The organism is Pseudomonas sp. NPDC089996 (assembly GCF_044748405.1).
Taxonomy (GTDB): Bacteria; Pseudomonadota; Gammaproteobacteria; order Pseudomonadales; family Pseudomonadaceae; genus Aquipseudomonas.
In genome coordinates this window covers 123,014-137,954 of record NZ_JBIVGA010000007.1, presented here as the reverse complement: position 1 = coordinate 137,954, position 14,941 = coordinate 123,014, and the positions used below count along the sequence as shown (strand labels likewise).

12 protein-coding genes are annotated in these 14,941 nt (G+C 66.5%); 3 read left to right on the top strand and 9 right to left on the bottom strand.

Translation table 11 applies throughout. The features are described 5' to 3' along the window. The first annotated feature begins 85 nt into the window (after positions 1–85). Entirely contained in the window at positions 86–262 is a 177-nt protein-coding gene (locus tag ACIPW4_RS14290; protein ID WP_400658821.1) for a hypothetical protein, read from the top strand. Positions 263–401: 139 nt separating this feature from the next. Here the strand turns inward: ACIPW4_RS14290 and ACIPW4_RS14285 are convergent, their stop codons facing one another. From ACIPW4_RS14285 to ACIPW4_RS14275, 3 genes are read right to left on the bottom strand one after another with little or no spacing between them, the layout of a single operon-like run. Beyond that, on the bottom strand, positions 402–995 hold the full coding sequence (locus ACIPW4_RS14285; RefSeq protein ID WP_400658819.1) for a glutathione S-transferase: 594 nt from the start codon (positions 993–995) through the stop codon (positions 402–404). Further along, positions 992–4,636 carry an AAA family ATPase gene (locus ACIPW4_RS14280; protein WP_400658817.1) on the bottom strand — a complete coding sequence of 1,215 codons (3,645 nt, stop codon included), beginning with the start codon at positions 4,634–4,636 and terminating at the stop codon, positions 992–994. Before ACIPW4_RS14280 ends, ACIPW4_RS14285 begins: the two co-directional genes overlap by 4 nt. Then, positions 4,633–5,871 carry an exonuclease SbcCD subunit D C-terminal domain-containing protein gene (locus ACIPW4_RS14275; RefSeq protein WP_400658815.1) on the bottom strand — a complete coding sequence of 413 codons (1,239 nt, stop codon included), beginning with the start codon at positions 5,869–5,871 and terminating at the stop codon, positions 4,633–4,635. The genes ACIPW4_RS14280 and ACIPW4_RS14275 overlap by 4 nt, the downstream gene beginning before the upstream one ends. Before the next feature lie 268 nt (positions 5,872–6,139). Between ACIPW4_RS14275 and ACIPW4_RS14270 the strand changes: the two genes are divergently transcribed. Next, positions 6,140–6,571 (top strand): DUF2628 domain-containing protein, encoded by a 432-nt coding sequence (locus tag ACIPW4_RS14270; protein ID WP_400658814.1) that lies wholly within the window; start codon positions 6,140–6,142, stop codon positions 6,569–6,571. A 134-nt stretch (positions 6,572–6,705) separates the two neighbouring features. On the opposite strand, the gene ACIPW4_RS14265 is transcribed toward ACIPW4_RS14270, so the two are convergent. Genes ACIPW4_RS14265 through ACIPW4_RS14240 form a run of 6 tightly spaced genes read right to left on the bottom strand, consistent with a single transcriptional unit; the run spans position 6,706 to position 13,510 of the window. Further along, entirely contained in the window at positions 6,706–8,331 is a 1,626-nt protein-coding gene (locus ACIPW4_RS14265) for a BatD family protein (protein ID WP_400658812.1), read from the bottom strand. Further along, on the bottom strand, positions 8,328–10,046 hold the full coding sequence (locus tag ACIPW4_RS14260) for a tetratricopeptide repeat protein (RefSeq protein ID WP_400658811.1): 1,719 nt from the start codon (positions 10,044–10,046) through the stop codon (positions 8,328–8,330). Before ACIPW4_RS14260 ends, ACIPW4_RS14265 begins: the two co-directional genes overlap by 4 nt. Then, positions 10,043–11,119: a vWA domain-containing protein gene (locus tag ACIPW4_RS14255; RefSeq protein ID WP_400658809.1), complete on the bottom strand. Its 1,077-nt coding sequence runs from the start codon at positions 11,117–11,119 to the stop codon at positions 10,043–10,045. The genes ACIPW4_RS14260 and ACIPW4_RS14255 overlap by 4 nt, the downstream gene beginning before the upstream one ends. Then, complete coding sequence (locus ACIPW4_RS14250) at positions 11,112–11,606, bottom strand: DUF4381 domain-containing protein (protein ID WP_152955797.1); 495 nt, start codon at positions 11,604–11,606, stop codon at positions 11,112–11,114. The genes ACIPW4_RS14255 and ACIPW4_RS14250 overlap by 8 nt, the downstream gene beginning before the upstream one ends. After that, complete coding sequence (locus tag ACIPW4_RS14245; protein ID WP_400658807.1) at positions 11,603–12,547, bottom strand: DUF58 domain-containing protein; 945 nt, start codon at positions 12,545–12,547, stop codon at positions 11,603–11,605. The genes ACIPW4_RS14250 and ACIPW4_RS14245 overlap by 4 nt, the downstream gene beginning before the upstream one ends. Positions 12,548–12,550: 3 nt before the next feature. Continuing rightward, positions 12,551–13,510 (bottom strand): AAA family ATPase, encoded by a 960-nt coding sequence (locus ACIPW4_RS14240; RefSeq protein WP_400658805.1) that lies wholly within the window; start codon positions 13,508–13,510, stop codon positions 12,551–12,553. A gap of 173 nt (positions 13,511–13,683) precedes the next feature. On the opposite strand from ACIPW4_RS14240, the gene ACIPW4_RS14235 reads away from it, so the two are divergent. Beyond that, the gene (locus ACIPW4_RS14235) at positions 13,684–14,889 is read left to right on the top strand and encodes a phospholipase effector Tle1 domain-containing protein (protein WP_400658803.1); all 1,206 of its coding nucleotides are present in this window, start codon (positions 13,684–13,686) and stop codon (positions 14,887–14,889) included. Positions 14,890–14,941 lie beyond the last annotated feature (52 nt).

Genomic DNA, 14,941 nt, shown 5'->3' with positions numbered 1-14,941 from the left:
TTTCTGCAGGCGACCTCTGCGGCGTAAGTTTGACCCAAGGCCCAAGTGGCTGAACGTCAAACCACACACGTCGAGGTCAGCCACCATGAACTTCAATCTCTTCCCCGTGATTGCCGCATCCGCCATTTCCGCGTCCGTCGTGCTGCCGGCCCATGCCCATGCCGACAGCAGCAAGGCCACGGCTACCCACAGCTACACCGAGCAGTACCTGCGCCAGAGCGCCAATTTCCACGCCGCTCTCAGTGCCAAGCACGGCCACTGACTCAAGTCTGACTTGGCCCCTGTGGGAGCGGCCTTGCGTCGCGAAAGGGCCGCGAAGCGGACCCAGATCCCTGCTTCACTGCCGAGATTGCCGGGGCCGCGTTGCGGCCCTTTCGTGACGCAAGCCGCTCCCACAGGATTCACTTGGCCATGACCGAGTCGAACAGCTCCGATGCCAACCACCCCTCCAGCCAGCTCCGCACCCGCGGATAAGCCGCCTCGGCGAACCACAGCGGTTCGACCCCGGCAAACTGGCGCATCAGGGGCAACAGGGCAGCATCGGCCAGGCTTGGATGATCGGCCAGCAAGTACGGCCGGCCTTCGAGCAACTGTTCAAGCTCCGCCAGCCAGGCTTCGGCTTGCTGGCGATAGTGATCGCGTGAATACTGCGGATAACGCTCGGCGTATTTGTACAGGTTTACCTGCGCCTTGAACGTGCTGTCGTTGCGGGCTATCAGCGCCTCGGCGTGTTGCGCGGCGACGGGGTCGGCCTGCAGGCGCCAGTCCTCTGGGTCATGCTGCTGCAATGCCCAGCGCATGATGTCCAGGCTCTCTTCCAGCACGCCAGCACCGGTATCCAGCACCGGTACCGTGCCCTTGGGCGACAAGGCCAGCAGCGCTGTCGGCTTGTTCTTCATCGCCACTTCGACGATCTCCACCGCGCAACCGGCATAGCGCAGCGCCAGACGCGCACGCATCGCCCACGGGCAGCGGCGGAACGAGTAGAGGATCACCCGCACACCTCCACGTCGCTCAGGCCATTGCCCTGACGGCGCACCTGGATCTGCACCGGAATGCGCTCGTGCATCTCCTGCACGTGGGAGATCACCGCGACCTTGCGGCCTTGCGCTTGCAGGCCGTCGAGGGCGTCCATGGCCAGTTGCAGCGACTCCGGGTCAAGGCTGCCGAACCCTTCGTCGATGAACAACGACTCGATGCGCAGGGTGCTGGAGGCCATCGATGCCAGGCCCAGTGCCAGGGCCAGCGAGACCAGGAAGGTTTCACCGCCGGACAGCGAGTGCACCGAGCGCAGTTCGTCGCCCATTTCGGTGTCCAGCACCAGCAGGCCCAGGGCGCTGCCGCCGCGCTTGAGGCGGTAGCGGCGCGCCAGCTGGCGCAGCTGGCTGTTGGCGTGGTGCAACAGCAGGTCAAGGTTATAGCCCTGGGCGATCTTGCGGAACACGTCGCCCGAGGCCGAGCCGATCAGCGTATTCAGCCGCGCCCAGCGCTGCCATTGCTGGTAAGCCTGCTCGATCTCCCCGGCCAGGGCCTGGCTTGCCTGCTGGCGGCGCTGGTCGTCAGCCTGCTGCGCGCGCAGTTCGGCGCATTGCTGCTCATGGCCGGCCAGCCTTTCGCGCAGCTCACCCAGCAATTGCTCAAGGTCTTCGACCGACGCCTCGACGCTCATCTGTGTGGCGTGTTGCTGCAGGCGCTGTGCGCGCTCCTCAAGCAGCACGCGGCCCTGTTCGATGGCCTTTTCGGCGCCTTGCAGGCGCTGGCGCAGCTCATTCAACTGGGCGTCGTCGATGGCCAGCAGGCGGTCCAGCCCGGCATCGTCCAGTTCCGGATGCTCGGCGCGCCACTGGGCGATGTCGCCTTGCAACTGCTGGCATTCATGCTCCAGTGCCTGCTGCTGCTGAATATTGGCCTTGAGCTCGCTGGTCAGTTGTACACCCTGGGTGCGCAGGTCCTGCAGGCGCTGGGCGGTTTCTGCATCGACAGCGCGGGCCTGCTCAAGCTGGCTGTCCATGTGTTGCTGCCAGGCTTCGGCACTGGCCTGCTCGCCCAGCAGCTCGGCCAGCATGGCGTGGGCTTGCTGGCGCTGGGTGTCGAGTGTGGCGAGCTGTTGCTGCGCCTGGGCCAGTGCCTGCAGGCGTGCCTGTTGCTGGTCGCGCAGCTTGTCCAGCTGCTGCTGGCGCGCCTGCTGCTCTTGCTGTTCGTCCTTGCGCTGTTCCAGTTGCTGCAAACGCTGGGCGATCTGCTGGTCAAGGGCGAGGAAGGTATGGGCCGGGTCATCGCCAAGGGCCTTGAGTACATCGCCCGGGAGCACGCTGGCCAGGTCATTCAGGCCCTGTTCCAGCTGCTGCTCATCGTTGGCGAGCGCTTGATGCTGCTGGTCGAGATGGCGCTGGGCCTGCTGCTGGGCTTGCTCTGCCGCCTGCAGTTGCTGGTTGAGACGAGCGGCGTCTTTCTGCAGGGCGAGCAGGGCGCTCTGGCGCTTCTCGTCCTTGCCGATCTCTTCGTCCAGGCGCCGCAGCTGGCTGTCGAGCCAGGCGCTGCGGGCCTTGTCATCCTGCGGGGCGAGGGCGGGCCAGAGGCTGTGCGCCTGCACCTGCGCCACCAGCGGTTGCAACTGCTCACCCATGTGCTGCTGTTGCTGCTGGCAGTCCTTGAGCTGGGCATTGACCACGCCGAGCTCGGTGCGCAGCTCGATCAGCTTGCCGTTGAGGGTTTCGACCCGTTTTTGTGCCGCCTCTTCTTCGGCCTGGTCGTGGCGACCGAGGCTCTGCAGCAGTGCTTCAGGTTGATGGAAAGGGTGCTCGGCGCTGCCGCACACCGGGCATGGCTCGCCATCACGCAACTGGCTGCGCAGTTCTTCGACGCTGGTGTTGCGCGCCAGGCGCTGGCGTTCGAGCAACTGGCGGGTGAGGTTGAGCGCCTGTTCGGCGGCTTCCAGTTCAGCTTTGGCTGCGGTGCCTTCGCCAATCAGTTGCTGGCGTTGCTGCATGGCCTGCTGCTGGCGCTCGCGCAGGGCCTCGATCTGCTGGCGCAGTTCAAGTTCGCGAGCATGCAGGCGCGACAGTTCTTCCACCGAACGTTGTTGCTTGCGGTTGTCCTGCAGCATGTTGCCGAGCAGGTCGACCTGCTCGGCCAGGGCCTGGGGTTCGGCCTTGGCTTCACGGAACAGCAGCTCGAAGTGGTCGCGCTGGGCTTGCAGCTGGGCATTGGCCTGGCTGGCCTGGGCCTGCAGGCCGGGCAGCTCTTCGCGGCCCTTGGCCAGGCGGCCACCGATCAGCATCACCTGCTTGAGTTGTGGCAGGTAGGCCTGCCAGGCATTGGCCAGGCCGGCCAGGTGCTGGCTCTCGGCCAGGGCAGTGTCGATCTGGGCCAGTTGCTGCTGGCTGCGCTGCTGATTCTCTTCGGTTTGCTGCAGTTGCTGCTGGCCTTCGGCAACGTGCTGCGCGGCCTGATCGCAGGTGGCGCGTTGCCCCGCCAATTCCTGGTCAAGACGTTCCAGGTTGTCCTGGCCGGCGAAGGCTTGGCGCAGGCGCGGGGCATTGTCGCTGTGCAGGGTCTGGCTCTGTGCAAGGGCCTCGCGAGACGCCAGCAATGCTTGTTCCAGCTCTGCGGTGTGCGTCTGCAATTCGGTTTGTTGGCGCTGTTGCTCGGCAATCTGCGCAGCAACCGGGACCCGTTGCGCGCCGAGCATCTGCTGGCGGTGGAACTGGTGGCGCTGCGGCGCCAGGCGTTCCAGGCGTTGCAGGTCGAGACGCTGCTCGGCCAGCTGCTGCCAGCCCTGTTCGGCGGCTTGCAGGGTGCCGCCGGCTTCGGCGTGCTGGGCCTGCAGCTGGCGTTGTTCATTAAGCCAGTTGCGTTGCTGCTCCAGCTGGCGCTCGCCTGCCTGGTCGGCCTTGAACTGCTGCAACGCCTGCTCCAGGCGCTGGTCGAGTTCGGCGCGGGCTTCGGCGGCCATCGGCAGCAAGTGGCTGGCGCGCTCCTTGAGAGCGTTGTGGGTTTCCGCGGTTTCCCGCGCCTTGCTGAACGCGCGCTGGCCCAGGCGGGTGTAGATGGCGGTGTTGGTGAGCTTTTCCAGCAGCTCGCTGCGTTCTTTGTCGTCGGCCTTGAGGAAGGCGCCGAACTCGCTCTGGGCCAGCATCACTGCACGGGTGAACTGCTCGAAGTTCAGGCCCAGGCGGGCTTCGATCTGTTGCTTGTATTCGTTCTTGCCGCTGCCCAGCACCTGCTCGCTGTCCAGGTCGTACAGGCTCTGGCGGCTGAGCTGCAGCTTGCCGTTGGCCTTGTCGCGGGCGCGGTTGGCTTCCCAGCGGGCGCGGTAGCGGTGGCCGTCGATGCCGACGAAATCGACTTCGGCAAAGCCGCTGCCGCTGCCGCGGCGCAGCAGGTTGCGCGGGTCGGAGGTGGGGATGTCGCCGTCGGCGTCCGGCACCTTGGCTTCGCGGCCAATGTCGTTCAGCCGCGGCACGGTGCCGAACAGGGCCAGGCACAGGGCATCGAGCAAGGTGCTCTTGCCGGCGCCGGTCGGCCCGGTGATGGCGAACAGGCCGGCGCTGGCCAAAGGCTCGGCGGTAAAGTCGATGTCGACCGGGCCTGCCAGGGATGCCAGGTTCTTCAGGCGGATGGCGAGAATCTTCATGGCTGTTCCTCTTCCTGCTGGACGTCCTGCAGCAGCAGGGCGAAATCGGCCAGGGCCTGTTCGTCGACGGGGTTGCCGTAGGCTTGTTCCCAGGCGCGGCTGAACAGGTCCTGCGGGGTCATCTGCGCCAGCTCGACGAATGCCAGGTCATCGTCTTCGGCACGGCCGTTGCCTGCGTACTCGGTGCTGATGCGGATCAGCCGCACCGCCTTGCCCTGCAGGGCGAGTTCGATCTGCTGGCGCAGGTCCGGCTGGGGCTCGTCCAGGCGGACCCGCACCTCCAGCCAGGGTTGGCGGTTGGGGTCTTCGAGCAGGTCGATCACTGGCAGCTCGGCCAGCTGCCCGAGCAGCTCACCCAGTGGCGCCGGCCCGACCCGCTGCAGGGCCACTGCACGCGGTACCGGGCGAGACTCGACGCTGACCAGCTCGCTGCCATCGAGCTCGACTTCCAGCACCTGGTGCGGGTAATTGATTTCGGCGAACGACAGCGGGATCGGCGAGCCGCTGTAGCGGATACGGCTTTCACGGTTGACCTTCTGCGGCTTGTGCAGGTGGCCGAGCGCCACGTAGCAGATGGACTTGTCGAACAGCTTGGCCGGCAAGGCCTCGGCATTGCCGATGATCAGGCTGCGCTCGGAGTCTTCGGACACCGCGCCACCGGCCATGTGTGCGTGGCTGATGGCGATCAGCGCCTGATCCTTCTTGCGCTTTTTCTGCGCCGCGCCAATCAGTTGCTGGTGCACCTGGGTGATGCCTTGCAGGTAGTCGTCGCCCAGCTGCGGGCCGGTCACTTCGGCCGGGCGCAGGAAGGGCAGGGCCAGGCACCAGGCAGCGACCTTGCCGCGGCCGTTGGTCAGCGGAATCAGCAGGCGGTCGGCGTCCAGCTGGCCCTCGTCGAGCCAGTGCACCCGCCCCAGCGCGTGGGTGCGCAGGCGGCGCATGAGCGCGGCGGGCAGTTCGATGCGCGAGCCGGAGTCGTGGTTGCCGGCGATCATCACGATGTCCAGCTTCGGTTGCTGCTCATGGGCCTGGACGATGAAGTCGTAGAGCCGCTCCTGGGCTTTGACCGGCGGGTTGACCGTGTCGAAGATGTCGCCGGCGATCAGCAGCGCGTCCGGCTGGCGCAGGCGCAGCTGGCCGAGCAGCCAGTCGAGGAAGCAGGCGTGTTCGAAGTCGCGTTCCTGGCCATGCAGGCTTTGGCCCAGGTGCCAGTCGGAGGTGTGAAACAGACGCATGGATGACCTGTTGGTGTCGAGTCAGCAAGCCGGGGGCTTGGCGTGAGTGATGGGCTTTGCGGAGCCGGGTATGGTAACCCAAGCCTGGGGGACGCTGCAGCCAGGCCTACGGTGACTGATCCAGATCAGGGCGCTTCGTCGTTCCGTGACGTGGTTCGCACTCCATTCGAGTTTCGGGACTTGCCCTTGATGCAGCCCTGACCTACCCTCCGAACCGGCCATGATCATGGCCATACGACACTCACGGACGACAATTACGGAGCTCCCCATGGAAGGTATCCCACAAGCCCAATCCACCTATGGCAACCTCAAGCCGAAATGGCAGGAGCGTTTCGCCTTCTTCGATCAGTACGGTGCGCCGACCTCCGAGTCGTATAAAGCCGCATTCCGCACCTTGCCGTTTCGCAAGAAGCTCCTGATCAACAATAACTTCATCGGCTTTTTCTTTGGCCCGATCTATTGGTTCGTGCTGGGGTTGTGGAAGAAGAATCTGGTGATGCTGGCGATCATGATCGCGATTGGATTATTGCTGGGTGTCGTCGAGGCGGTGACCGGAAGCGAGATTCCGCGTCCAGTGGATAACGGGCTCAGCATGGGGTTTGCGTTTCTTTACAGCTTTTTGAGCAACCGGGCTTATTACCTGAAGCAGACCAAAGGGGTGAATGGCTGGAACCCGTTCGAGGGGCAGCGGTTTATCTGAGGTTTTGATTGCGTCGGGGCTGCCAGGGGCCTGGCTGGATATTTTCAGCGCCTGTGAGATCGAGCGCCGCCCGCGCGGCGCTCGGTCTCACAGGCGCTGAAAATCCCAAGGCGTGCACCTCTAGACCCAAACCCTCACTTCGGATAAAGCGGCGGCAACCCCCCACTCTCCCCAGCCGGCAACAACACCTGTTCCGCCGGCGGAATCGTCCCGATCGCCCGCCACAGATCCTCACCCTGCCAATACTGCCCACTCTCGCTGTAAAGCGCCCCGTTCAACCCATCCAGCGCATCCGACAGCGGCACGAACCGCGCCGCCATCTCCGCCAGGGTCTCCGGCTGTTGCCGCGCCCAGGCATCGAGCGCCTGGCGTGTCGCCTGCGGGTCGTTGGCCTGGCAGGCGCGCTTGAGGTCGTCCAGCAAGGTGCGAGGGCTCGGCCCGTTCTGCGCAGCACGCAGCACCGCCGGTTGCGAGCGGGCGCGCCACCACAAGGTGAAGCCCAGCAGTGTGGTCAGGGCAAACAGCAGGGTGGCGAGCTGCCAGGGCCAGATCAGGTGGCTGGTGCCACTGCTGTCACTGACCGGGGTGTCCGCGCTTAGCGCCGGGTTGTCCTGCACGTCCAGCGTGCGCGCTGGCAGGCTACTGTGTTCCAGATGGTCTTCGCGGGTGTTCCACCAGGTCATTTCCAGTGCCGGCAAGGCCAGTTCACCGCTATGGGTCGGCACCAGGGCTTCGCGTTCCTCGCGGTTGGCGGTCATGCCGCGCTCGCTGATCTCGTTGCGCAGCAACGGCTGGTCGGGATAGCGGCGCAGGCCGACGATCTCGGTGGCGGGCAGCTGGGGCAGTTGGGTGCTCGACAGGCCCTCGGCACGCAGGGTGATGCTGCGCGTCAGCGAGTCGCCGATCTGTGGTTGCTGGCTGGCCGGGTCGGGGTTCCAGTGCTCTTCCAAGGTCAGGCTGCGTGCCGGCAGCCAAGGCACGTTGGCGGGCCAGGCGGCGGGGATGGGCCGCACGGCCAGGCGCAGCGGCAACGAACTGACCTGCACCTGGCGGCCTACCCGGGCAGTGCCGGCAGGTTGCTGGCCGTTGTCAGCAGCAGTGGCGGTGAAGGTCAGCGGTGGGATGTCCAGGTCGCCGCTCTGCTGCGGGTACACCGCGTAACGGGTTTCGATCACCCCGTGGCGCACGCCGTTGATCTCCTTCTCGTAGGTGCGCGATTCACCCAGCGGCTCGACCTTGGCGTTCTCCAGTTGCAGCGGGCTCAGGCTGCTGTCGTCGTAGAGCGATACCGAATGGTAGATACGCAGGGTCAGCACGGCCTGGGCCTGGACGTACACCTCGTTGCTGTCCAGGGTGGCCTCGACAAACACCTGCGAGGCGGTTTCCGGGCGGTTGGCGTCTACCTGCAGCACTTGCAGGTCGATGGCCTGGCTGCGCGACTGCCCCAGTTGCAGCTCGGGGATGCGCAGGCTGCCACTGCGCCGTGGCAGCAGGGTGATGATCCAGCGGGTGCTGGCGCGGGTTTCGCCATCGAGGGTGTGCAGGCTGTTCAGCTGCCGCGTGCCGCGCACGTCGAAGTCGCTTTCCAGGGCGCGCAGGTCGGGCTTGCCGAACTGGGTCACGTCCTGGCTTTCGAGGGTCAGCTCAAGGGTTTCGCCGGCCTCCAGGCGTGTGCGGTCGACGCTGGCCTGCAGCGTGGGGAGGGCCTGGGCCATGACGGCCCACAACAGGCCCAGAAGAAAGACGCCGAAGCGACTCATCGTGTTTTTTCCTGATGCAATTGCTGCTCATACCAGAATTTGCGCCGCAGCAGCTCCGCCGGGTTATCGGGGATCTCGCGCAGCCATTGTTCCAGGGCCTGGCGCTGTTCGGCATCGAGGCTGGTCGATACCGGGCGCTGCGGCGGCTGGGTGATGCTGTCGTCATCGCCGCCCTGGTTGCCAGGCGTCGCCTGGCTGGTGTTGCTGCCTTCACCGGTTTGTTCGGCGTTGGCGTGTTCGTCACTGCCGGGCGTGCCTTGGGCGGGGCTGCTGGCCGAGCTGCTGTTGCCCTCGGTTTCGCTGCCGGGGGTGCCCTGGGCATCGCTGTTGGCCGGTTGTTCTTCGGCCTGAGCCTCGCGTTGCAGCAACTGCTGCTGCACCAGCGCCTGGTTGGCCAGTGCCGGTTGCAGGTCGGGCTGGCGCTCCAGGGCCTGCTCGTAGGCGTCCAGTGCCGCCTCCAGCTCGCCACTGCGGGCCAGGGCATTGCCTCGATTGTAGTGGGCTGCGGCGCTGTCGCCCTGGGCAAAGGCCTCGGCGGCGCCGGCATAGTCACCGGACTGGTACAGCGCCATGCCGCGCCATTGCGGGTCCTGGAAGTGCCGGGCGGCATCTGCCGGGCGTTGCTTGCGCAGCAGCATCTGGCCCTGCTGATCAGGGCGCAGCCACAGGTCGTTGAACTCGAAGGCCTGGCTGGGTTGCGGCAGGGCCAACAGCAGCGGTAGGCAGAACAGCCAGCCGCGGCGCCCGGCACAGGCAGCCAGCAGCAACAGCGGCAGCAACAGCCAGTAACCCTGGTCGGCCCAGCTGTCCAGTTGCAGCGTCTGGCCGGCATCACGCAGCTGGCGCGGGTTGTCGAACAGGCCAAGGCCGCGCAGGTCGAGGTCGTCGATGCGCGCATGGCGGTAGCGCCCGCCGGTACCGCTGATGAAGGCCTTCAGGCTGGCACTGTCGAGCCGCGGCAGGAGGATGCCACCCTGGTCATCCTTGAGGTATTCGCCATTGGCCTGGCGCACCGGCGCGCCGTCGCGGGAGCCGATGCCGAGCATCAGCAGGCTTGGGCCCTGGCGGCCGAGGGCCTGGGTGATGCCCTGGCGCTCCGGCGCACTCAGCGTGGACCCAACCAGCAGCAGGCGACCCTGGCCGAGGCCGCTCTGGGCCAGCAGGGCCAGGCCTTTCTGTACGGCCAGGTCGGCGCGATGGCCGGGTGCGGGCATGATCGACGGGTCGATGGCCTCCAGCAGGTTGCGCGTGGTACCCAGGTCATCGGACAGCGGCACGAGGGTATGCGCACTGCCGGCATAGACGATCAGCGCGGTCTGGCTGTCGCTGCGGTGTTCGAGCAGGTCGAGGATCTTGCGCCGGGCCTGTTCCAGGCGGTTGGGGGCAACGTCCTCGGCGAGCATCTGCGGGGTCAGCTCGAGCAGGATCACCAGCGGGTCGGCCGGGCGCTGGCGGGTTTCTTCCAGCCGCTGCCAGCTCGGCCCGAGCAGGGCCAGCACCACCAGTAGCCAGGCCAGGCCCAAGGCCACCCAGGGCAGCTTGCTGTTGCTGCCGCTGCCGCCGCCGAGCAGCACCGGGTGGAAGGCCGGCGGCAGGATCATCTGCCAGCGCCCGGCGCGCTTGCGCCGGTGCCACAGCTTGAACAGCAGCCAGCCGAGCAAGGGCACGACAAGCAGCCAGAGCGGGCGCAGCCATTGTGGCCAGAGATCGATCATCGCCGTTTCCTCAGGCGCAGGCGTTTCAGGCGCTGGCGCCACTCCGGATGGGGCTGCAGGAAACGCGGTTTGCGCAGCACCTTGTGCAGCAGGTTGTCGGGCCATTGCACCGCCATCACCAGCAGCACGCTGAGCAGCAGCGCCAAGGCCAGCGGCCAGGCATACAGGGCGGTGGCCGTGCGCGCCTGGGTCGGTTGCTGGGCCACCGGCTCGAGCTGGTCGAGGGTGTCGCCAATGGCGCTCAGCTCGGCGCCGTCATGGGCGCGGAAGTAGGCACCGTGGCTGATGTCGGCAATTTCCTTGAGTGACGCTTCGTCGAGGTCCAGGCTCGGGTTAAGGCCGAGCAGGCCAGGCGTGCTGCTGGCCTCGGGGTTGGCGCCGATGCCGATGGTATAGATGCGCACGCCTTCCTGGGCGGCCAGGCGGGCAGCGGTCAGCGGGTGGATCTGCCCGCCGTTGTTGGCGCCATCGGTAACCAGCACCAGCACCCGGCTTTGTGCCGGGCGTTGGCGCAAGCGTTTGACCGCCAGGCCGATGGCGTCGCCGATCGCCGTGTTCTTGCCGGCGATGCCGATCTGCGCCTCGTCAAGGAAGGTGCGCACGGTGCGCCGGTCGAAGGTCAGCGGGGCTTGCAGGTAGGCCTGGCTGCCGAACAGGATCAGGCCGACACGATCGCCTTCACGGTCCTGCAGGAAGTCGCCGAGCAGCACCTTGACCAGGTCGAGGCGGCTGATGTCTTCGTCCTTCCACTGCATGTCGGGGAAGTCCATCGAACCCGACACATCCACCGCCACCAGCAGGTCGCGACCGCTGGCGGCCACCGGCACGGGTTCACCCAGCCATTGCGGCCGTGCGGCGGCCAACAGCAGCAACAGCCAGATCAGCACATACGGCGCCTGCTGGCGAAGGGTTGGCAGGTTCAGGCGTGCGCGGCGCCCGGCCAGGCCTTCCAGTTCGTCGAGGAACCCCACCTTGAGCACCGGCTCGCCACTGTCGGCGGCGGGCAGCAGCAGGCGCGCCAGCCAGGGCAGCGGCAACAGGATGAAGACCCAAGGCCAGGCCAGTTCAAACATGTTTGCGAATCCAGGTTTCGACAGCCTGGCTGAGCCCGACGATGGCCTTGTCGTCGAGCTTGCACTCGGGCTTGTAGGCGCCTTCGACCAGCACCATCCAGCGGGTCAGGCCGGCGGCCGGGCAGCGGTTGTCGAGAAAGGCCAGCCACTGGCGGCCGTTCAAGGTATGGCTGTTGGCGCCGGGGTAATGGTTGCGGCACAGGCGCTTGAGCAAGGCGTTGATCTGCTGCAGCCAGGCACCGGCCGGGGCGCCGTCGTAAGGGCGTGGCAGGCGGGCGAGTTCGGCCAGGGCTTCCAGGCGCACCGGGTCCAGCGGCAGTTCGGCGCGCACCACCGGACGCTTGCCCGGGCGCCAGCGGCGCAGGCGCCACAGCCCCCAGGCCAGCAGTGGCAGCAACGCGAGCAGCAGCCACCAGCCCGGTGCCGGCGGCCACAGGCCGATGGCCGGCGGTGCGATCAGCGGTTGCAACTGATCCAGCGGGTTCATTGACCACTCCCAGGGCGCTGGGCATTCAGGTACTCGCGCAGTTGCTCGATCATCTCGCTCTGGGTGCTCAGCGGCATCAGCAGCACGCGCAGCTTCTGCGCCATCAGCTCCCAGCGCTCGATACGCGCTTCGGCCTGTTGACGGTAGGCCTGGCGCAGGTTGGCGTCCAGCGTATCCAGTTCGAGCTGTGCGCTGCGTTGGGCGAAGCGCAGCAGGCCGGCAGCGGGCAGGGCGTGGTCGAGCGGGTCGGACACCGGCATCAGCAGCAGGTCGCAATGGCGCGAGAGCATGGCCAGGTGCTGCTCGGCCTGGGTGCTGAGCGAGCGTTCGTCACAGATGACGATGGCCAGGCTGCCTGGGCGCAGCACTTCGCGGGCGCGCCGCAGGGCCAGGCCAAGGCTGTCGGCCTGGGGCGCGGCTTCGGTGTGCAGGGCCTGATTGACCTTGGCCAGGCGGTTGAGCAACTGCAGCAGGCTTTGCTTGCTGCGCCGCGGTTTGATCTCGTGGTGCTCGTTGTCGCCGAACACCAGCCCGCCGATGCGGTCGTTGTGGCCCAGTGCGGCCCAGCCGAACAGCGCGGCCGCCTGGGCCGCCAGCACCGACTTGAACATCAGCCCCGAACCGAAGAACAGGCGCTGACTCTGCTCGACGAGGATGAAGATCGGCCGTTCACGTTCTTCGTGGAACAGTTTGGTGTGCGGCTCCTGGGTGCGCGCGGTCACGCGCCAGTCGATGTTGCGCACATCGTCCCCGGCCTGGTAGACGCGCACCTGATCGAAGTCCACACCGCGCCCGCGCAGCTTGGAATGGTGCAGGCCGACCAGCGGGCTGCGCTGGCCAGGGCGGGAAAACAGCTGGATTTCGCGCACGCGGTGGCGCATGTCGATCAGTTCGGCGAGGCCGATGCGGATGCCGGGTTCGGCCTGATGCGTGGTGGGCATGGGTCAGGCGACGGCCACGACGTCGAGGATGCGCTGGACCACGCGGTCCTGGTCGACGCCCGCCGCTTCGGCTTCGAACGACAGGATGATGCGGTGGCGCAGCACATCGAACAGCACCGCCTGGATGTCTTCGGGGCTGACGAAGTCGCGCCCGGCCAGCCAGGCGTGGGCGCGTGCGCAGCGGTCCAGGGCGATCGAGCCACGCGGGCTGGCGCCATAGGCGATCCAGTCGGCCAGCTCGGCATCGAACTTGGCCGGGGTGCGGGTGGCCATGACCAGTTGCACCAGGTATTCCTCGACGGCATCGGCCATGTACAGGCCGAGGATTTCCTTGCGCGCGGCAAAGATCGCCTGCTGGCTGACCCGGCGCTCGGGTTTCACTTCGCCGCCCAGCGCTTCGCCCCGTGCCTGGGCCAGGATGCGGCGCTCCACGGCGGCATCGGGGAAGCCGATCTTCACGTGCATCAGGAAGCGGTCGAGCTGGGCTTCAGGCAGCGGGTAGGTGCCCTCCTGCTCGATCGGGTTCTGCGTGGCCATGACCAGGAACAGTGGCGACAGGTCGTAGGTGCTGCGGCCCACACTGACCTGGCGCTCGGCCATGGCTTCGAGCAGCGCCGACTGGACCTTGGCCGGGGCGCGGTTGATTTCGTCGGCCAGCACCAGGTTGTGGAAGATCGGCCCCTGCTGGAACACGAAGCTGCCGGTTTCCGGGCGATAGATCTCGGTGCCGGTGATGTCGGCCGGCAGCAGGTCGGGGGTGAACTGGATGCGATGGAACTGCGCCTCGATGCCCTCGGCCAGCTCTTTGATGGCCTTGGTCTTGGCCAGGCCTGGTGCCCCTTCGACCAGCATGTGGCCGTCGGCCAGCAGCACGATCAACAGCCGCTCGACCAGCTTCTCCTGGCCTAGGATCTGGGTTGAAAGAAAAGTGCGTAGCGCGATCAGCGCTTCACGGTGTTCCATCGGCGGCGGTTCCTGGGTTTGCGCCAGGGTGCGGGCAGCCTGGCAGGGGGGATACTTTAATCTATCCGCAGTGCCGCGTCGAAATCTGCCCGTAGGCATTGCGGGGTTCGCTGATGTTGCCCATGGGCAATTCGTCGCTTTCTGTCGGCTCCAGAGCGAACCGGAGTACGACGATGGGCAAGCAATACAGCGGTGTGCGGGTGGGTATCTTCTTTGACGGTACCGGCAACAACCAGGCCAATGCCGCCCAGCCTCCCAGCAACATCGCCCTGTTGCATGGGCTGTACCCGCAAGGAGAGGTGGGTGACCAGGCATTCATCAAACTGTATGTGGAAGGCGTCGGCACGACCACGGGGGCGCCCGATTCGCTGTATGCGCAGGGAACTGGCAGGGGCGCAACCGGTGTGCAGGCGCGTGTGGAGCAGGCGTTGGCCAGGGCTGGCGAGCAGCTGCGCTTGCTGGCAGTGCCCGAGCGGGTCGAGTTCGACCTGTTCGGTTTCAGCCGCGGCGCGGCGGCTGCCAGGCAGTTGGCCAACCGGCTTGGCAGCGATGAAGGGCTGCCGACCGAGCTACAGCGGGCGCGGGCGATCAACTTTATTGGCCTTTTCGACACGGTGGCAGCCATCGTCGAACCCCTGCGTGGTCACTTCGATCCCGCCGACGCGCGGCTGGGCGACCTGTGCCTCGGGTTGCCAGAGGGCATTGCCCGGCAGGTGGTGCAACTGGTGGCCAGGGATGAGCAGCGGCACAACTTTGCCCTGGTGCGCAGCGGCAACGACATCATCGTGCCTGGCGCACATTCCGACATCGGTGGTGGTTATCCGCAATCGATGCTTGAGCAGGTGTTGCTGAACAAACCGTTCTCGAGCCGGGTGACACAGGCTACGCCAGCCGAACGCACCGCCGCCTATGCCAAGGCCCAAGCCTTGCTCGCCGACCTTGGCGACCCCAGGCCGCGCGTGCTGAGTTGGGAAGTGCCCGTGAGTGGAGGCCGGGCGCAGCGGGATGAGGCGCAAAAACACGTGTATGCGGCGGCTTATCGGGAGCGGGAGGTGAGTGGCCACCTGGCGCGGGTTTACCTGAGCATCATGCGTGAACTGGGGCTGCGCAATGGCGTGCCTTTTCTGCCATTGGGCGGTGTCGAGGCTCACCGGGTGCCGGATGAGTTGCGGGGGATCAGTGACACCCTGCACGACCATGTGCTGAACGGCGGGGAGGGGTTGTCCGCTGAGCAAGAGGCGTTGTTGCAGGCGAGGTTCATACATGCCTCGGCGCACTGGAACGCGTTGAAGGGGTTACGCAGCAGCGCGCTGGATGTGCTGTTTGTCGACCGGCCGGCGCAGGGCGGCAGGGTGGTGCATGAGAACCCTGTTGGCTGAAGGGTTAGCCAACGGTAGCTGCCTCATCGCCGGCTGGCTGATGAGGCAGCTA